Source organism: Pseudooceanicola profundi, assembly GCF_050897955.1.
Classification (GTDB): domain Bacteria; phylum Pseudomonadota; class Alphaproteobacteria; order Rhodobacterales; family Rhodobacteraceae; genus Pseudooceanicola.
On the sequence record NZ_JBPAXZ010000001.1, the window covers coordinates 2,974,905 to 2,993,182 of the forward strand.

At 65.3% G+C, this 18,278-nt stretch carries 18 protein-coding genes; 9 read left to right on the forward strand and 9 right to left on the reverse strand.

Translation table 11 applies throughout. The features are described from left to right. Position 1: 1 nt before the first annotated feature. On the forward strand, positions 2 to 1,012 hold the full coding sequence (locus ACRARG_RS15025; protein WP_432690826.1) for an endonuclease/exonuclease/phosphatase family protein: 1,011 nt from the start codon (positions 2 to 4) through the stop codon (positions 1,010 to 1,012). A 37-nt stretch (positions 1,013 to 1,049) separates the two neighbouring features. Then, on the forward strand, positions 1,050 to 1,457 hold the full coding sequence (locus ACRARG_RS15030) for a hypothetical protein (protein WP_432690827.1): 408 nt from the start codon (positions 1,050 to 1,052) through the stop codon (positions 1,455 to 1,457). 6 nt (positions 1,458 to 1,463) lie between these two features. On the opposite strand, the gene ACRARG_RS15035 is transcribed toward ACRARG_RS15030, so the two are convergent. Further along, entirely contained in the window at positions 1,464 to 3,026 is a 1,563-nt protein-coding gene (locus ACRARG_RS15035; protein ID WP_432691376.1) for a Ppx/GppA family phosphatase, read from the reverse strand. 113 nt (positions 3,027 to 3,139) lie between these two features. On the opposite strand from ACRARG_RS15035, the gene ACRARG_RS15040 reads away from it, so the two are divergent. After that, the gene (locus ACRARG_RS15040; RefSeq protein WP_432690828.1) at positions 3,140 to 3,544 is read left to right on the forward strand and encodes a VOC family protein; all 405 of its coding nucleotides are present in this window, start codon (positions 3,140 to 3,142) and stop codon (positions 3,542 to 3,544) included. A gap of 73 nt (positions 3,545 to 3,617) precedes the next feature. Here ACRARG_RS15040 and ACRARG_RS15045 read toward each other — a convergent pair whose 3' ends face one another. From ACRARG_RS15045 to ACRARG_RS15055, 3 genes are read right to left on the reverse strand one after another with little or no spacing between them, the layout of a single operon-like run. Continuing rightward, positions 3,618 to 5,792, reverse strand: a complete 2,175-nt coding sequence (locus ACRARG_RS15045) for an RNA degradosome polyphosphate kinase (RefSeq protein WP_432690829.1) — start codon at positions 5,790 to 5,792, stop codon at positions 3,618 to 3,620. A 54-nt stretch (positions 5,793 to 5,846) separates the two neighbouring features. Continuing rightward, positions 5,847 to 6,527, reverse strand: a complete 681-nt coding sequence (locus ACRARG_RS15050) for an HdaA/DnaA family protein (RefSeq protein WP_432690830.1) — start codon at positions 6,525 to 6,527, stop codon at positions 5,847 to 5,849. Positions 6,528 to 6,530: 3 nt separating this feature from the next. Further along, positions 6,531 to 7,622, reverse strand: coding sequence for an AI-2E family transporter (locus tag ACRARG_RS15055; protein WP_432690831.1), 1,092 nt, complete (start codon positions 7,620 to 7,622; stop codon positions 6,531 to 6,533). Between the two features lie 418 nt (positions 7,623 to 8,040). Between ACRARG_RS15055 and proS the strand changes: the two genes are divergently transcribed. The 6 genes from proS to ACRARG_RS15085 all read left to right on the forward strand — a co-directional run bounded on the left by proS (position 8,041) and on the right by ACRARG_RS15085 (position 13,450). Further along, the gene (gene proS / locus ACRARG_RS15060) at positions 8,041 to 9,378 is read left to right on the forward strand and encodes a proline--tRNA ligase (RefSeq protein WP_432690832.1); all 1,338 of its coding nucleotides are present in this window, start codon (positions 8,041 to 8,043) and stop codon (positions 9,376 to 9,378) included. Between the two features lie 19 nt (positions 9,379 to 9,397). Further along, positions 9,398 to 10,348: a serine hydrolase domain-containing protein gene (locus ACRARG_RS15065; RefSeq protein ID WP_432690833.1), complete on the forward strand. Its 951-nt coding sequence runs from the start codon at positions 9,398 to 9,400 to the stop codon at positions 10,346 to 10,348. A 54-nt stretch (positions 10,349 to 10,402) separates the two neighbouring features. Next, the gene (locus ACRARG_RS15070; RefSeq protein WP_432690834.1) at positions 10,403 to 10,909 is read left to right on the forward strand and encodes a DUF2937 family protein; all 507 of its coding nucleotides are present in this window, start codon (positions 10,403 to 10,405) and stop codon (positions 10,907 to 10,909) included. Between the two features lie 52 nt (positions 10,910 to 10,961). Next, a complete protein-coding gene (locus ACRARG_RS15075) occupies positions 10,962 to 12,248 on the forward strand; it encodes a lipoprotein-releasing ABC transporter permease subunit (protein WP_432690835.1) in 1,287 nt (428 codons plus the stop codon). Continuing rightward, the gene (locus ACRARG_RS15080; protein WP_432690836.1) at positions 12,241 to 12,921 is read left to right on the forward strand and encodes an ABC transporter ATP-binding protein; all 681 of its coding nucleotides are present in this window, start codon (positions 12,241 to 12,243) and stop codon (positions 12,919 to 12,921) included. Before ACRARG_RS15075 ends, ACRARG_RS15080 begins: the two co-directional genes overlap by 8 nt. A 127-nt stretch (positions 12,922 to 13,048) precedes the next feature. Next, positions 13,049 to 13,450, forward strand: a complete 402-nt coding sequence (locus ACRARG_RS15085) for a DoxX family protein (protein WP_432690837.1) — start codon at positions 13,049 to 13,051, stop codon at positions 13,448 to 13,450. Between the two features lie 107 nt (positions 13,451 to 13,557). Here ACRARG_RS15085 and parE read toward each other — a convergent pair whose 3' ends face one another. The 5 genes from parE to ACRARG_RS15110 all read right to left on the reverse strand — a co-directional run bounded on the left by parE (position 13,558) and on the right by ACRARG_RS15110 (position 18,221). Next, positions 13,558 to 15,516 carry a DNA topoisomerase IV subunit B gene (gene parE, locus ACRARG_RS15090; protein ID WP_432690838.1) on the reverse strand — a complete coding sequence of 653 codons (1,959 nt, stop codon included), beginning with the start codon at positions 15,514 to 15,516 and terminating at the stop codon, positions 13,558 to 13,560. A 201-nt stretch (positions 15,517 to 15,717) separates the two neighbouring features. Continuing rightward, positions 15,718 to 16,371, reverse strand: coding sequence for a DUF2461 domain-containing protein (locus ACRARG_RS15095; RefSeq protein ID WP_432690839.1), 654 nt, complete (start codon positions 16,369 to 16,371; stop codon positions 15,718 to 15,720). A 56-nt stretch (positions 16,372 to 16,427) separates the two neighbouring features. Next, positions 16,428 to 17,306, reverse strand: a complete 879-nt coding sequence (locus ACRARG_RS15100) for an alpha/beta fold hydrolase (RefSeq protein WP_432690840.1) — start codon at positions 17,304 to 17,306, stop codon at positions 16,428 to 16,430. 160 nt (positions 17,307 to 17,466) lie between these two features. Next, positions 17,467 to 17,892, reverse strand: a complete 426-nt coding sequence (locus ACRARG_RS15105) for an SRPBCC family protein (RefSeq protein WP_432690841.1) — start codon at positions 17,890 to 17,892, stop codon at positions 17,467 to 17,469. After that, the gene (locus tag ACRARG_RS15110; protein WP_432690842.1) at positions 17,889 to 18,221 is read right to left on the reverse strand and encodes an ArsR/SmtB family transcription factor; all 333 of its coding nucleotides are present in this window, start codon (positions 18,219 to 18,221) and stop codon (positions 17,889 to 17,891) included. Before ACRARG_RS15110 ends, ACRARG_RS15105 begins: the two co-directional genes overlap by 4 nt. Between the last annotated feature and the right edge of the window lie 57 nt (positions 18,222 to 18,278).

Below are 18,278 nucleotides of genomic sequence, written 5' to 3' on the forward strand. Positions count from 1 at the left end.
GATGCGCATCGCCTCCTATAATGTCGAATGGTTCGACGGGCTGTTTGACGATGCCGGGCATCTGATCATGGACAGTGGCTGGTCCGCCCGTCGCGACATCACGCGCGCCCAGCAGATCGAGGCGCTTGGCGTCGTTTTCACCGCGCTCGACGCCGACGCGATCATGATCATCGAGGCGCCGGACCAGAACCGCCAGCGCAGCACGGTGAGGGCGTTGCAAAACTTCGCCCGGGCCTTCGATCTGCGCGCGCAGGAAGCCGTGATCGGCTATCCCAATGACACGCAACAGGAAATCTCGCTGCTCTACGATCCGGCGGCGCTGACGCCGCGCCATGATCCGAAGGGGGAGCCGGGCACGACCCGCGCGCCCCGCTTCGACAGCACCTTCCATATCGATCTGGATATCGATGCGACCGAAGACAGGGTGACCTTCTCCAAACCGCCGCTGGAACTGGCGGTGACCACCCGGAACGGCACCACACTCCGCCTGATCGGCGCGCATCTGAAATCCAAGGCCCCGCATGGCGCCCGCAGCCGCGACGCGGTCATGCGCCTGTCCATCGCCAACCGGCGCAAGCAGCTGGCCCAGGCGATCTGGCTCCGTCAGCGGATCGAGGATCACCTGGCCGCCGAAGAGCCGATCATCGTCATGGGCGACCTCAACGATGGCCCCGGCCTTGACGAATACGAACACCTCTTTGGCCGCTCCTCGGTGGAGATCGTGATGGGGGAAGGGGACATGGCCCTGACCGACCCGCACGCCGCCCGCGCCCTGACCGCCAAACTGACCGCCGCGCCGACCTCCGCCCGGTTCTTCATCCAGCCGGAGGGGCGCTACCTGCAGGCGCTGCTCGACTACATCATGATCTCCCCCGACCTCACGGCGCACACCCCGCGCTGGCGCATCTGGCACCCGTTCGACGACCCGGCCTGCTGGCAGACGCCGGAGCTGCGCGATGCGCTGTTAACCGCCTCCGACCATTTCCCGGTGGTGCTGGATATCGACATCTGACCTACCGGCGCGCCGCGCGACCCCCTATATTGCAGCCATGACACGCCCCCGCCTGATCCCCGCCCTCTCTGCCGTCCTGTCGCTGGCGCTGCTGCCCGTGGCCGCCCCCGCGCAGGAAGTCGAAACGCCTGAGGCAGAGACGGAGGAGGCCCCGTCGCTCATGGAGCGCGGCGCCAAGCTCTTCTTCCGCGGGCTGACGGAGGAAATGGCCCCCGCCATCCGCGACATGCAGCGGCTGGCGGAGGAACATGGCCCCGCCCTCATGAGCTTTATCGAGGAGATGGGGCCGGCCTTGTCCGAACTATTCCAGGATATCAAGGATTTCTCCGCCTATGAGGCCCCGGAAATCCTGCCCAATGGCGATATCATCATCCGCAAGAAACTGCCCGAACCGCCGCACGTCGAAGAGGCCAAGCCTGACGAAAACGGCCAGATCGACCTCTAAGCGCCCTCAGCGCACCATCTTCAGGTCGATCTCCGCTTGCAGCGAAGAGGCCAGCGATTTCAGCCGCGACATGGCAACCTCTCCCAGCAGCGGCCAGGCGGCCTCCGTCAGGCGCAGCTCCAGCACCTTCTTCTTGGGGAACCAGCGGAATTCCCCGGGGATCGCCCCCTTTTCCAGCCAGAGCATCGCACCAAAGCGCATCGCCTTGCCGACGATCTCTGCCTGCAGCCGATCCTCGGGCGGGATATACTGGTACAGTTCCTCGAACGAAGTGCCCTCCCGCTTGTTGCGGTAGCGGTGCAGCAGCGCCAGCCCAAGGTAGATCCGTTCCGAGTGCTTCAGCCCGCCGAGGTTGGCGCGCGTCGCATTGTCGAAACAGACCTCCGCCCGGTAATCGGGATGCGCCCGCCAGGTCACGTCATGCAGCAGGCAGGCGGCACGAATGATCCGCTGCCGGTCCGGCTTGGCGGCGCGGAAGATCGGCAGGATGAAATCGTAGAGCGTCCGGCCAAAGCCCGGCAGTCGCGCATCCTTGGCCTCGGCAAAGCGGCAGGCCTCGATCAGCGGATCGCGGTCGCGCAGCTCGGGCGGCATCTGCTGGTAGAGCATCCCCTCGCGAATGCCATAGCTCGACACCGCGATGTCATGCGGATGGAAGGTGCGCACCACCTCCGCCAGAACCTCGGAGGCCAGCGGCACCAGCTCCATCCGGGCGGAGGAGATGCCACAGCGGTTGCGCAGCTCCCCCAGATCCTGCTCGCGGATATATTCCGCCGTGGCCCGCACCGCCTTGGTCGACATGCGGTATTCATGCAGCACATGCAGCGGGTAATTCTGCCGGTCCATGTCGATCCGGGCAATCGCCCGCCAGGACCCGCCGACCAGGAACAGGCGGTCGCGCTGCATCCCCATCTGCGCCGCCATCTTCTGGACTTCTTCCTTGATGAAGGCGCGGCGCCCCTTGCGGCCCCCCTTCACCTCGGTCAGCTTGAGCGGCCCCAGCGGCGATGTCATGCGCCGGCCAACCTCGCCGCCCTTGATCTCCGCCAGTTCCATCGACGACCCGCCGATATCGCAGACCAGCCCATAGCTCCCCGGCCAGCCCAGCAGCACGCCCTGTGCCGACAGCCGCGCCTCCTCATCGCCGGGGATCACCTGAATCCGCAGCCCGGTCTGCCGCTCCACATCCGCGACAAACTCCGCGCCATCCTCGGCTTCCCGCACGGCGGCGGTGGCCACGGCGGTCAGCGGCACGGCATCCATCCCATGCGCCAGCAGCTGGAACCGGTGGATCGCGGCCAGCGCCCGGCGGCGTCCCTCAGGGTTCAGCCGGCCCGTCTCCGACAGGCCCGCGCCAAGCGCACACATGATCTTTTCATTGTAGAAATAGGCCGGGCTGCGCGCCGCCCCGTCAAACACCACCAGCCGGACAGAGTTCGACCCCACATCGACCACGCCCACCCGGCGCAGATCGCGCACGGAAGGATCGGCAAAAAGCGGGCGCCCGAAACCGCCCCAGTCCGTCCCGGTCTCGGCATCGAGCCGTGCACTGTCCTGACCATCATCCATCATGTCAGCCCGATCCTTCGTCGCCTGTCTTAATTGCAGCGCAGACCCGACCCGTCAACCAAGCGCTGCCCCGGGCGGGAAATGGCCCCGGCCCGTTGGCGCAACGTCACCCCGTGTCTGCTGGGCAGGCACGCTGTCCGAAGCGCGCCCGTAGCGCAGGCTTCTTCGGCACGGCCGACCAGCTCCAGCTCATATCCTCCCGCGATATGCCGCCCGAGGCGCGCGGCCCCATCACCGGGGACCGGCCCGATCAGGCCATCTATGCGGCGCGGCCGGTGGGGCAGGGCTGGCGCTATGCCAGCGACGACCCGACCGGCGAGACACCCGCCATAGCCGGCGCCTCCCTCTTTACGTCCGACCCCGACAAGGTCACGACGCGGCGAACCTTCGACATGCCGGCCTGGAAAAGAGCGCTCCGCATGCCCCTCACCCCGCAACCCCGGTCGCCGCTCGTCGGCATGCTGAGCGACCGCTGGGGCATCCGCTGGATGATCACGCAGGACGCGCCGCAACCCTGACGCGCCCCTCTTCATCTTGGCAAAAATACTCCCGCCGGAGGCGTCCCGCCCGCGCCAGACGCGCAGGCCGACCTCACTCCGCATCATGCGTCAGCATGGGCACGTCCGACGCCCCCGCCGACCCGCGCCCCGACAACGACGGATTTTCCATGAAAAACCGGTGGCAGTTGAAGGCGAACTCGCCCTCGGGCACCACCGCGCGCGCAAAATGCCCGTCGGGCTGCATCACCCAGCTCTGCGCTTGATCCGCAAGGTTCGCGGCCATGATCTGGCTCACGATCTGCGCCTTCACCGTGGGGTTCACCGTCTCCACCAGCGTCTCCACCCGGCGGTTCAGGTTGCGCCCCATCCAGTCGGCGGAAGAGATAAAGACCCGCGACCCGCGCGACGGCAACCCGTGGCCATTGCCAAAACAGACGATCCGGCTGTGTTCCAGGAACCGGCCCACGATGGATTTCACCCGGATATTCTCCGACAGCCCCACGACGCCGGGACGGATCCCGCAGATCCCCCGGATCACCAGATCGATCTTCACCCCGGCCTTTGAGGCGGCATAGAGCCCGTCGATAATATCCGGCTCGATCAGCGAATTCATCTTGGCCCAGATCTGCGCGGGACGCCCGGCGCGGGCATGCTCCGCCTCCGCCTCGAACCGCTCCAGCAGGAAATCCTTCATCATGTGAGGCGAGATCCGCAGGTTCTCCAGACTGTCCGGCTGCGCATAGCCCGAGAGGTAGTTGAACACCTTGGTCGCATCCCGGCCAAGCGCCGCATCGCAGGTAAAAAAGCTCAGATCGGTGTAGATACGCGCGGTAATCGGGTGGTAATTGCCGGTGCCGTAATGCGTATAGGTGACCAGCTTGTCCCCCTCCCGCCGCACGACGGTTGAGATCTTGGCATGGGTCTTCCAGTCGACAAAACCATAGACCACATGGGCGCCCGACCGTTCCAGCCGCCGGGACTGGTGAATATTGGCCGCCTCGTCGAACCGCGCTTTCAGTTCCACCAGCGCGGTGACGGATTTCCCGTCCTCCGCCGCGTCACACAGCGCCTCAACGATGGGCGAGTTTTTCGAGGTCCGGTAAAGCGTCTGCTTGATCGCCACCACATCCGGATCCTGCGCCGCCTGCTTCAGGAAGCGCACCACCATGTCAAAGGTCTCGTAAGGGTGGTGCAGCAGCATGTCCTTCTGCCGGATTGCCGCGAACATGTCGCCGTCATGATCCTGCACCCGTTCCGGCACCCGGGGATTGAACGACGGCCAGAGCAGATCGGGACGCGCATCCGTCACCAGCTCGCTCAGATCGGATATGCCGATCAGCCCGTCGACCTCGATCACCTCTTCCTGGCCGACATGCAGCTCCCGCATGATGACCTTTTTCAGAGCGGCCGGCGCGTCGGCAGAGATCTTCATCCGCACGACCTCCCCCCGCCGCCGCCGTTTCAGCGCCGTCTCGAATTCGCGCACCAGGTCCTCGGCCTCTTCCTCCACCTCCAGATCGCTGTCGCGCAGCACCCGGAAGGTACAGGAGCCGATGGTCCGGTAGCCGGGAAAGAGCTGGCCGATATTCAGCAGCAAGAGCTCTTCCAGCGGCAGGTAGCGCAGCACCCCGTCCTCGGACGGCAGCAGGATGAACCGGTCGATCTGCTGCGGGATCGGCAGCAGCGCCTGCAGGGCGCGCCCGTCGCGCCGCCGTTCCAGCATCAGCGCAAAGGAAAACCCCATATTTGGGATAAAGGGGAAGGGATGCGCCGGGTCCACAGCCAGAGGCGACAGGACCGGAAAGACTTTGAACAGAAACACATCGGCCAGATGTTTTCGGTCCGCCTCGGTGATATCCCCGGCCTTGAGCACGCGGATCCCCGCCTCCTGCATCTCGGCCTGAAGCTTGCCCAGGATCTCCTGCTGGCGGTCCATCAGCCGCCGGGCGTCCTCATCGATCAGCGCCAGCTGTTCGGCGGGGGTCAGCCCATCGGCAGCCGGCGTCGTGCGCCCCTCGCGCTTCAGCTCGCGCAGACCTGCGACCCGCACGGTGTAGAACTCATCCAGATTGGTGGCCGAGATGGACAGGAACCGCAGCCGCTCCAGCAGCGGCACGCGCGGGTTTTCCGCCTCTTCCAGCACCCGCCAGTTGAACCCCAGCCAGCTCAGCTCCCGGTTTACGAACCGGCCCGGACCGGTCAGGTCACAATCCGGCAGGATCTGTGCCGGTGCGAGGGGAGATTTGAGGAAGTCGGCACTGGTCATTTGGTCTGTCCCACGGGTCTTTGGCCCGCTTGTACAAAGTTTAACAAGACGCTTTTATGACTCGGGCATACCGAATTTGTCCATGATCTCCCGGGCTAACGGCACATTAATTCCCCGACGTTCCGCCAGCGATGCTGCATCCAGCGCCGCAACGACGCGGGCGGCCCCGTCAAAGGACCGGTCCATCCGTTTCAGCAGGTAGGTTACCACGGTCGGCGCCACCTGCAGCTGACGTTCCGCAAACAGCTTGACCAGGACGAGGCCCAGCAAAACGTCATCCGGCGGCTCCAGCCGCGCCGAAGCAGCGCCCTGCACCCGGCTTTTCAGATCGGGCAGCGTCAGCGGCCAGCCTTCGACGACGCCGGTTCCGGTGATCAGCAATGGCTGCCCCGCCGCCAGGACAAGGTTGTGCAGGTGAAACAGCGCCTCCTCGTCGGCGCGGTGCCGCAGCAGGTGCAGGTCCTCCACCGCCACGGGGCCCGCAGCCAGCGCCGGAATATCCTGCCCCGACAGCCCTGCAGCCGCCAGGATCCGCGCGCCGCTCTGCTCGGCCCAGATCTGCGCCAGATGCGATTTGCCCGACCCCGAAGGCCCGGTCAGCAGCATCTTGCCCGACGGCCAGTCGCGCCAGCCGTCAATCAAAGCCAGGGCCAGCGCATTGCCGGGCGCGGTCACGAAATCGGACCGGCTCAGCCCCGGGCGACGGGGGTGATCCATGGGCAGCGGCGGTTGCATAGCTTAGTCCCGGAGGTCCGGCCGGGTGCGTTCGGCCATCGGCGGCTCGGCCCCGCGATACAGCCGGCTGTCCTTGTATTGACCGATGGCAAAGCGCATCAGCACCCCAAGCGCGGCCGCAACCGGCACCGCGACCAGCATCCCCACAAAGCCGAAAAGCGACCCGAAGACCGACAGCGCGAAGATCAGCCAGACCGGGTGCAGGCCGACAGAATTGCCGACCAGTTTTGGCGTCAGGATATTCCCCTCGATCACCTGGCCCAGCACAAAAATGCCGGCGACCAGCCCGATGGACAGCCAGTCGCCCCAGAACTGAAACAGCGCCAGACCGATGGCCAGCGCCCCGCCCAGCAGGGCTCCGACATAAGGGATGAAGGTGATCAGCCCGGCAAAGGCCCCCACGACCAGCCCGAACTGCAGCCCCACGACCATCAGCGCAATCGCGTAATAGGAGCCGAGGATCAGGCAGACCGTACCCATGCCGCGGATAAACGACGCCAGCGTCTTGTCGACATCGCGGGCCAGCTGCCGGATTGTCGGCGCATGTTCGCGTGGCAGCAGGCTGTCCACCTCCGCCACCATCCGGTCCCAGTCGAACAGCAGGTAGAAGGCCACGACCGGCACGATGACAAACAGCATGATAACATTGATCAGCGACCCGACCGAGGTCAGCGCCGTCTGCAGAAGCTGTCCGCCCTTGGATTGGATGGTCTGCCCGATCGCGGTCAGGGATTGCCGCAGGGTCGAGCCCTCTTCCAGCAGCGACGGGAACTTGGCCGTCAGGAATTTCTGCAGGTCGTTAAAAAGTTTGGGCGCCGTATCGACGAGCGAGACCAGCTGATTGATCAGCGTCGGCACGACCAGCAAGGCCAGAATGACAAAAATCAGGATGCCGCCCAGCGTGATGATCGCCGTCGCCATGGCCCGCGACAGCCCCGCCGCCTCCAGCCGGTCTGCGACCGGGTCAAGGAAATAGGCCACCGCCGCCCCCAGCACGAAGGGCAGGATGACATCGCCCAGCCACCACAGCGCCAGAACAAAGACCGCCGTGGCAATTCCCCAGTATTTCATCTGATCCCTGACGGGCAAAGCCATGTGCTGCGGTCCTCTGATCCAGTCTGCAACATCGTGGTTTCGCCGTCGTATCGCAAGCCCCCCGGATGATGTCTCTGTCCCGCGTATCGCGGGGGTATGGAATCCCGGACTGTCGCGCGATCTTCCCTTGGGTCAACCTGTGGATGTTCCGACCGCAGGGGCTTGGCCCCGGTCAGGGTTTGACCCGTGGAACGATCAAGGTCCCGGCGGCCCGGCATAGGTGGGCGGCGACCGGGAAATGGCAGTCACCGCATCCTCTGACCCTCGGATGCGGCACAGGGCCCGCGCCGATCTTTCCTCTTCCTGGGCGGCGCGGGTCCGACGACAAAATGCACCGGGTCGTAGCGATCGCACGCCCTTGTGCAGGGGTCATTGCGCCAGTAAACCGCTTTGCAGACGCCTGACCAAAGGATCCGCCATGCGCCTGAGCCGCTACTTCCTGCCCGTTCTCAAGGAAACCCCCGCCGACGCCCAGATCGTCAGCCACCGCTACATGCTGCGCGCCGGCATGATCCGCCAGCAGTCGGCCGGCATCTATTCCTGGCTGCCGCTGGGCTTCAAGGTGCTGCGCAAGATCGAGAACATCGTGCACGAGGAACAGCAGCGCGTCGGCCATATCCCGATGCTCATGCCGACGCTGCAATCTGCCGACCTCTGGCGCCAGTCCGGCCGGTATGACGCCTACGGCCCCGAGATGCTGCGCTTCAAGGACCGCCATGATCGCGAAATGCTCTACGGCCCCACGAACGAGGAGATGATCACGGAGATCGTCGCCAACTACGTGACCTCCTACAAGGCGCTGCCGCTGACGCTGTACCATATCCAGTGGAAATTCCGCGACGAGGTCCGCCCCCGCTTCGGTGTCATGCGTGGCCGGGAATTCCTTATGAAGGACGGCTATAACTTCGACCTGACCAAGGAAGATGGGCTGCACGCCTACAACCGCCACCTCGTCAGCTACCTGCGCACTTACGAACGGATGGGCCTGCAGGCCATCCCGATGCGCGCGGATTCGGGCCCGATCGGCGGTGATTACACCCACGAATTCCTCGTGCTGGCCGAAACCGGCGAGTCGGAGGTCTTCTATGACAGCGAGATCACCGATCTGACCTTCGGCGACCGTGAGGTCGACCCCGACGACAAGGCCCAGTGCCAGGCCGTGCTGGAAGAGTTCACCTCCCGCTACGCCCGTACCGACGAAACCCATGACGAGGCCGTCTTCAACGAGATCCCGGAGGCGCGCCGCCGCGTCGCCCGTGGCATCGAAGTGGGCCAGATCTTCTACTTCGGCACCGAATATTCGGAAAAGCTCGGCGCCTATGTCCAGACCTCCGACGGGGGCAAGATGCCGCTGCACATGGGCTCCCACGGGATCGGCGTGAGCCGCCTGCTGGGCGCGATCATCGAGGCCAGCCATGACGACAAGGGCATCATCTGGCCGGAGGGGGTGACCCCCTTCCATGTCGGCATCGTCAACCTCAAGACCGGCGATGCAGAGGCCGATGCCGCCTGCGAGGCGCTCTATGCCAGCTTCCAGGCCCTGGGCCTCGACCCGCTCTATGATGACACGGACGAACGGGCGGGCGGCAAGTTCGCCACGATGGACCTGATCGGCCTGCCCTGGCGGATCACCGTCGGCCCCCGTGGCCTGAAGAACGGCGTGGTCGAACTGACCTCCCGCCGGACCGGCGAGAGCGAGGAGCTGCCGCCCGAAGAGGCGGTGAAGAAAGTCGCGGCGATCTACGCCGGGCTCTGATCCCATGCTGCGGCTGGCATTGCTTCTGCTCCTGCTGGCCGCGCCCCTCCGGGCCGATGATGCGGCCCGGGCAGCGGCCTTTCGGGACGCCTTCCAAGGCTGGATGGCCGGGCAGGGTGCCCGCACCGGCGCCATCGCCATCCGCCATGACAATGCGCCTGTCGCCGCTTTCGGGATCAATACCGACCCCGATCTGATGCGCCCGCTGGCCTCGCTGTCCAAGATGATCACCGCGCTCTGCGTCGCGCGGCTGGTCGCGGATCGCCAGCTGTCCTACGACACGGAGGTGCGGAAGGTCCTGAACCTGCCGCAGGCCGCACCGATCACCACCGGCGCGCTGCTCTCCCATGCTACGGGCCTGCAGCATGACCGCACGCAGGGCCCGATGAGCTGGTGGCGCGGCGATCCCACCCCGCGCTGGCCGGAGGTGACACCGCCCGCGCTGGACCCCGGCCGCCTGACCCCGGGCACGCCGGACTATTACTACAGCAATGAGAATTATGCGGTCCTCGGCACGATCATCGAAGGCGTCACCCATGAGGGGTATGAGACCGCCTGCCGCGACAGGGTTCTGACCCCCGCCGGGGTCACCGCCCGCCCCGATCCGCTCTTTGCCGCCTACCTGCCCTGGGGCGGCTGGCGGATGAGCGTGGCCGACTACGCGCAGCTCATGGACTATGCGGTCGGGGACAATGGCATCCTGCCCGGCCAGATCGACCAGCTGCCCGCGCAGCAGGTCTTCGGGCCGGTCACCTACACCATGGGTCTCTTCCGCCGCGACATGGGGGCCGGGTCGAACTTCTGGCATTTCGGGTCGCTCTGTTTTGAGGACGGGCCGAACCTCGGCGCCTATACCGCGCATTGGGAGACGGGCTGGACCGTCACCGTCTGGTACGACGCCTGTCTGGAGGAAGCGGGTATGATATCGCTCGACCAGGCGCTGGTTGCTGTCGCCTACGCCATCCCCTGACCGCAGCCCGCTTTTGCGCTATCCTGCCAGGCAAAAGCCAGAGAGGCAGAGCAGATGATCACACGCGCGCTGACCCTCGCCGGAGGGCTGGCCGGGGCCGCAACTTTCGCGCAGTTCCCCGAGTTTTCGCAGCAATACACCCAACGTCTGGCCGGCGCGGTGGACGAGCTGACCCGCGTGGCCGCGGATTTTGATGCCTCCGCCCACGCCGCTGACCTCACCCGCGAGGCGGCGCTCGACCAGATGACCGGCACGCCCTTCCTCGACCGCCGCCGCGCCGACATGACGGCCACCTTCACCCGGCTGGAGGCGCTGCAGGCCGATCTGGCCGCGCTCCGAGGCGCTGGTCCCTTCCTGCGCGCCTATGAGATGCGCCACCTCATCGACCCGCAGATCGCCGCCCGCGCGGCGCAGGATTTCAGCCCCGCTTTGCCGCTGACCTTTGAGGGCCTCATCTTTGCTGCCCTCGGGCTGCTGGCGGGCCTTGCGCTCGTCTCCCTCATCCGGCGGCTGGCCGCGCTGATCCTCTACCCGTTCCGACCTCGCGCAAAGGCGACTTGACGCCCGTCCCGCCAGCCGACACATGTTCCCGGACCCCGAAGAAGGAGCCAGTATGGCCACCCGAACACCGCCTTTTGCCAAATTCGAATGGATCATCGCCTGGCGGTATCTGCGTGCGCGCAGGGCCGAGGGCGGCGTCTCTGTCATGACCTGGATCAGCCTGATCGGGATCGCGCTGGCGGTGGCCGCGCTGATCATCACCCTGTCGGTGCGCGCCGGCTTCCGCGCCGAATTTGTCGACACGATCCTCGGCGCCAATGCCCATGTCACGATCTACAATTCCGCCGCGCCGGATCAGAACGGGGTCCTGTCGCGGACCATTCCCGACTACACCGAAATGGCCGGCAGGATTGCGGCCGTGCCCGGCGTGTCCCATGCCGCCCCTCTGGTGAAAGGGCAGGTCATGGCAACCGCGCAGGGCGAAACCTCCGGTGTCGAAGTCTTTGGCATCGCCCAGGAAGATCTGGCGACGATCCCCCGCATCGCAAACCCCGACACCGCTCAGGGCGATCTGTCCCGGTTCGACGAAGGCATTGCCATCGGGTCGGGCGTGGCCCGCACGCTGAACGTGACGCTGGGTGACAGGATCAAGCTCATCTCGCCCGACGGGATGAAAACCGCCTTCGGCACTTCGCCCAGGGTCAAGACCTTTGAGGTCACCTACATCTTCACGGCGGGGCGCTACGACATCGACCGCACCCGCGTTTATATGCCCTTCGCGGAGGCGCAGAGCTATTTCAACCGGGAAGGCGTGGCCGATGAAATAGAGGTGCTGGTCACCGCGCCGGACCGGGTGGACGACCTGACGATCCCGCTTCTCAACGCCGCAGGTGACCGCGCGCTGATCTGGACCTGGCGCGACAGTGCGGGCAGCTTCCTCCGCGCGCTGGATATCGAGGATAATGTGATGTTCATCATCCTTTCGGTCCTTGTCCTGATCGCCTCCATGAACATCGTCTCGGGCCTGATCATGCTGGTGAAGAACAAGGGCCGCGACATCGGCATCCTGCGCACCATGGGGCTGACGGAGGCCTCTGTTCTGCGGGTCTTCTTCCTCTGCGGGGCATCGACCGGGCTGATCGGCACGGCAATCGGGCTGATCATCGGCTGCCTGTTTGCCATCTATATCGACCCGATCTTTGCGCTGGTCGACCGCATGTCGGGCGGTGGCGTCTGGGATCCGTCGGTGCGCGGCATCTATGCCCTGCCGGCGCTGCTGCAATGGAAAGACGTGCTCTCCGCAGTGGCGCTCTCGCTGGGTCTGAGCTTTATCATCACCATCTTCCCGGCCCGCCGTGCGGCCCGGATGAACCCCGTGGAGGCGCTGCGCTATGAGTGAGCTGGCCCTCGAACTGAGCGGGATCGAGAAGATCTACAACCCCGGCCAGCCGGGCGAAATCCGCGTTTTGCGTGGCATCGAGCTGGCGCTGAAACCGGGGGAGGCGGTGGCACTGGTTGCGCCCTCCGGCGCAGGAAAATCCACCCTTCTGCATATTGCCGGCCTTCTGGACCTGCCCGATGCCGGAGAGGTCAGGATCGGCGGAGAGGCGATGCACGGGCTGAACGACCGCCGCCGCACCGCGATCCGGCGCGACGATGTGGGCTTTGTCTACCAGTTCCACCACCTGCTGCCCGAATTCACGGCAGAGGAGAACATCATCCTGCCGCAGCTTGCCAATGGTACGGCCCGCGCCGCCGCCCAGACCCGCGCGCATGAGCTGCTGGCAACGGTGGGTGTGGCCGAACGGGCGGGTCACCGGCCCGCCGCGCTGTCGGGCGGCGAACAGCAGCGCGTCGCCTTCTGCCGGGCGCTGGCCAACAGCCCGCGCGTGCTTCTGGCGGATGAACCGACCGGCAATCTCGATCCCGATACCTCTGACAGGGTCTTTGCGGCCATGATGGACCTGGTTCGGCAGACCGGCCTCGCGGCACTGGTTGCGACCCATAACCTCGACCTCGCGGCCCGTATGGACCGGACCGTCCGGCTGGAGGGCGGGCGTCTGACCGGTTGACCCGAGCCCGTTCCGCGTAGCTGCACATATCCTGTGCGCGCAGAGCCCTATCAATCTCCACCCACCCAGCTATCTGCCAGGATACGTCTTACTTCGACCTCAATTCATCGACCCGAAAGGCCCCTGAATGAACGCTGACACTCTCACCACTCACGCGCCCAAGATGCTGAGCATCCTGCGCATTGTCTCCGCCCTGATCTTTTTCGCGCATGGCACCCAGAAGATCCTGGGCTTCCCGGCGGGGATGGACCCGGCTGCCTTCTCCCTGCCCTGGATCGCGGGAGTGCTGGAACTGGTTGGCGGCGCGCTGCTGATCATCGGCCTGTTCACCCGCCCGGTGGCTTTTGTCCTGTCCGGTCTGATGGCCTGCGCCTATTGGATGGCACATGCCCCGCAAAGCCCGTTCCCGGTCAATAATGGGGGCGACGCGGCGATCCTCTATTGCTTCGTCTTTCTCTATTTCGTCTTTGCGGGCCCGGGTCCTTGGTCTTTGGACGCCGCGCGGTCGGCAAAGCCCGCCACGGTCTGATCCGTTCCGGCTGTAGCCCGGGAACATCAGGAACATCAGTTAAGCGGGCCTGATCCCAGGCCCCTTACATCGCGCAAGACATGACCCCGGCCCCGACAGGCCGGGTGTCACACATCCAGCCCTTCGACGAACCGCGCGTTTTCCTGGATATACTGGAACCGCAGCTCCGGCTTCTTGCCCATCAGCCGTTCCACCAGATCGCCGGTTTCGCCCGGGGCTTCCTCATCCACGGTGACGCGGATCAGCTTGCGCGTCTTCACATCCATCGTGGTTTCCTTGAGGTCCTTGGCATCCATCTCGCCCAGACCCTTGAAGCGGCTGACCTCGATCTTGCCCTTGCCGCCCAGCCCCTTGGCCAGCCATTCATCCCGCTCCGCCTCATCGGCACAATAGACACGATGCGCCCCCTGCGTCAGCCGGTAAAGCGGCGGGCAGGCCAGATACAGGTGTCCCTTGTCGATCATCGGCCGCATCTGCGTGAAGAAGAAGGTCATCAGAAGCGAGGCGATATGCGCCCCGTCGACATCTGCATCCGTCATGATGATGATCTTGTCATAGCGCAGATCGTCGACGTTGAATTTCGTCCCCATGCCCACGCCCATGGCCTGGCAGAGATCGTTGATCTCCTGGTTCGTCCCGATCTTCGACGACGCAGCGCCCAGCACGTTCAGGATCTTCCCGCGCAGCGGCAGCAGGGCCTGCAGTTTCCGGTCCCGCGCCATCTTGGCCGACCCGCCGGCCGAGTCACCCTCGACGAGGAAAAGCTCCGTCCCGGCCCGGTTTCCGGCGGAACAATCGGTCAGCTTGCCGGGCAGGCGCAGTTTCTTCGTCGCCGATTTCCGCTGTGTCTCTTTCTCCTGCCGCCGCCGCTGGCGCTCCTCCGCCCGCAGGATCAGAAAGTCGAGGATGGCGCCGGCCGATTTCGTATCCGCCGCCAGCCAGTTGTCGAAATGGTCGCGCACGGCATTTTCCACCAGCCGCTGCGCCTCCACTGTGGCCAGCCGGTCCTTGGTCTGACCGACGAATTCCGGCTCCCGGATGAAGGTCGAGACCAGCGCGCAACCGCCCGCCATCAGGTCCTCCCGGGTGATCTGCGCGGCCTTGCGGTTGTTCACCAGCTCGCCGTAAGCCTTGATCCCCTTGAGGATCGCCGCCCAGAAACCCGCCACATGGGTGCCACCCTCGGGCGTCGGCACGGTATTACAATAGGATTGCACGAACCCGTCACGCACCGGCGTCCAGTTGATCGCCCATTCCACCCGGCCGGGCACGCCAAACCGCTCCTGGAACCCCACGCGGCCCGCAAAGGGCGCATCGGCATAAACCATGGCCCCGGTCAGCGTCTCTCCCAGGTAATCGGCCAGACCACCGGGGAAGTGGAACACCGCCTCAAGTGGCGTCTCGCCGTCATCAATCGCCGTCTTCCAGCGGATTTCCACGCCGGAAAACAGATAGGCCTTGGAGCGGATCGATTTGAACAGCCGCGCCGGCTTGAACTTATGCGACCCGAAAATCTCTGCATCCGGGTGAAAGGTCGTCGTGGTGCCGCGCCGGTTCGGCGCCGCCCCGATCTCCTGCAACGGCCCCAGCGGTACGCCGCGGGAAAACCGCTGCTCCACCAGCTTGCGGTCCCGCGCCACCTGCACCACCAGCGAATCCGACAGCGCGTTCACCACCGAGGCGCCGACGCCATGCAACCCGCCCGAGGTCTCATAAGCCTTGCCGCCGAACTTGCCGCCCGCATGCAGCGTGCACAGGATCACCTCCAGCGCCGACTTGCCGGGAAACTTCGGATGCGGATCAAACGGCATGCCGCGCCCGTTGTCGCGGATTGTGATCGAATAATCCGCATGCAGCTCCACCTCGATCCGGTTGGCATGCCCCGCCACCGCCTCGTCCATGGAGTTGTCCAGGACCTCGGCCACGAGGTGATGCAGCGCCCGCTCATCCGTGCCGCCGATATACATGCCCGGCCGCTTGCGGACAGGCTCCAGCCCTTCCAGAACCTCGATAGAGGATGCGTCGTAAGTCTCGGGCGCGGTATCGCTCAAAAGATCATTGGCCATGCTGCTGCTCTTTTCATTGGTTGGGGCTTAGTATGACAGGGGCCATGCCTCCGCCACAAGCGTTCCGCGACGGATTCCCCCCTCATTGCCCTTCTTCGGTCCCGAAAATATCCCCGCCGGAGGCAATACGGCGATTTTGCCTGCAAAATCGCGCTGCAATCGCATGCGCCCGGAACGGGCGCTCCGCTGGATCACGCCACCTCAGCTATTCAGCGCGGCGTGGATCGGCATCACCCCGGGCTGGAATCGGTCAAACTCCGACAGAATCGCGGCGCCAAGATCGCCCTCCGGCGCCAGGTCCCGCCAGAACGCCAGGCCCTTCCGTTTCAACAGCTCTCCGCGCGGGTGATCGGGACCATAAGGCGCGGGGACGCGCTTCAGCGCAGCCTCCCGCATCGTCGCTCCATCGGCCAGCTGGCCCTGCACCGCCTCGGCAATCGCCTCGCCATCCGGCCCTGCCACCGCCTCCCGATACCGCGTCAGCGCCGCCCCGTCGAAGGACATGAACCCCGCGCCGACCCGCACCCGGTCCTTCTCGATCCCGAAGAACCAGCCGGGCGGGCAGGGCGCATCCGAGGGCGCATACCACAGCATATGCAGGTAATCCTTGTAGGGCGTCTTGTCCTTTGAAAACCGCACATCCCGGTTGATCCGGAACAGCTTCACCTTGACCGGCCCGCCAGCCAGGGCGCCGACCTTGGGCGCCAGCGCCTCCAGCAACAGCTCGGCAGGGCGCTTCAGCTTCGCCTCATACTCTGCCTTGTGCTCCAGGAACCACGCCCGGTTCATGTTCTCACTGAGCCTTTGGCAGTAGTCCTGCGCCTCCGGAACGAAACTCGCGAACCCGTCACCCATACCGGTCTCCCCTTTCGGCGCAACATGGCGCAGCTGGTCCCCGGGGCCAACCGAAATCAAGGGGCCGCGAGCCAGTCCCGGATCGTCGTCGCCACGAAATCCGGCTTCTGATGCGCGATCCAGTGATCCGCATCCGCCACCTCAACCCGCGTGAGGTCCTCGCAATAGGCCTCCAGCCCCTCGGTCGAGACCGGCAGCAGCGCCCGGTCCCCCAGGCCCCAGATCAGCAGATGCGGCATCCGCACCCGAAGCTTCTCCACCGGCAGGTCCGGCACTGGGGCAGTCTCTCCCGGCAGCGGCACCACAACCGGCGACGCCCTGTACCAGTTCACCATGCCCCTGAGACGCCCGGGCTTTGACCACTCTGCAATATATGCCGTCGCCCGTTCCGGCCCCATCCAGGACATATCCATCCCTTCGGCAAAGAGCTTGAGAAGCCGGTCATGACCATTGGCCGAAAGAATGTCCTCCGACCCCTCCCGCCTGAGGAAGGTCATATATTGCGACGCCTCCGCCTGCGGCCCGCCGGTGGCAAGCGCCCGCTGAAAGGGCGCCGGATGCACCCCGTTCAGGATGACCAGCCGCGACACCAGATCGGGCCGCGCGATCGCCAGCCCATATGCTGCGGCCGATCCCCAGTCGTGGCCCACGACCCCCAGCGGCCCGCCGCCCAGCTCGGCCACCAGCGCCACCAGATCCCCCACCAGATGCTTCATCCGATAGGCTTGCACCTCCGCCGGCGCAAAGGAGCCGCCATAGCCCCGCTGGTCCGGCGCAATACAGTGAAACCGGTCCGCCAGGCGCTCCGCCACCTCAGCCCAGGCCCCGCCGTATTCCGGAAACCCGTGCAGCATCAATAGCTTCGGCTGACCCTTCGTGCCCCATTCCCTCAGGTGAAACACCTCACCCTGCAAGTTCACATCGCGTTCGCGCATCCTGTCCTCCCTCGATCCGCCGTCGAACCCTACGCGTTCCGACCCATGGAACAAGCGAAAGCGGCAGTCCCGACCGGACCGCCGCCCCCTTCATCTTTCCGTAAATACTCCCGCCGGAGGCATCCGCACCCTCCGCCCGCGCGGAGGTGCCGGGCCCAGTTCAGGCGAATTCCGCCTCCAGCAGCTCCAGGATCGAGGTCCAGCCGCCCTCGTGTCCGCTGCGCGACCCTTCGCTGGGGAACCGGTCATGCGTGAGCGTCACCAGCGTTCCGCCCTCCACAGGCTCGAACGTCAGCTCCACGATGCTGTCGGGCTCCGCATGCGGCGAATTCCAGGTAAAGCTCAGCCGGTTCGGCCGGTCGATCACCCGGTATTCGCCCCAGTGGCGCAGCGGCGTGCCCTCCATATTCGTCATCACCAGCTCATAGGCGCCGCCCACTTTCGGATCGGTCTCGGCACTCAGTGTCGGCCGCCCGCCCGGCGCCATGAAACGCGTCATCGTCTCGGGGTCGAGCCAGGCGTCGAACACCTTCTCCGGCGCCGCGGGAATGGTCCGGGTCAGTTTCAGCATCAAATCCACAGTCATTCGTCTTCTCCTACAATCTCGGCCAGTTGATCCAGCCGCATGTCCCAGCTCGACCGGAGCTGACCGAACCAGAGGTCGATCAGCCGCAGCGGGCCCATTTCCGGCGCGATCAGATGTTCGCGCCACTCTGTCCGGCGTGTCACGAGGCCTGCCCGTTCCAGCACCTTGATATGTTTGGAGACCGAATTGAGGCTCATCTCGAACCGATCGGCGAGCGCTGTCACCCGCATCGGCCCGTCCTGTACCAGAAACGTCAGAATGGCCCGTCGTGTCGGGTCTGACGCCGCCTTGAGGATCTCCGTCAACTGTTCTGCTTCTCGTTCACCCATAAGGTTGAATAAAACGATTCACCGCATTCAGTCAACCAAAAGGGTGAATGACTCCGC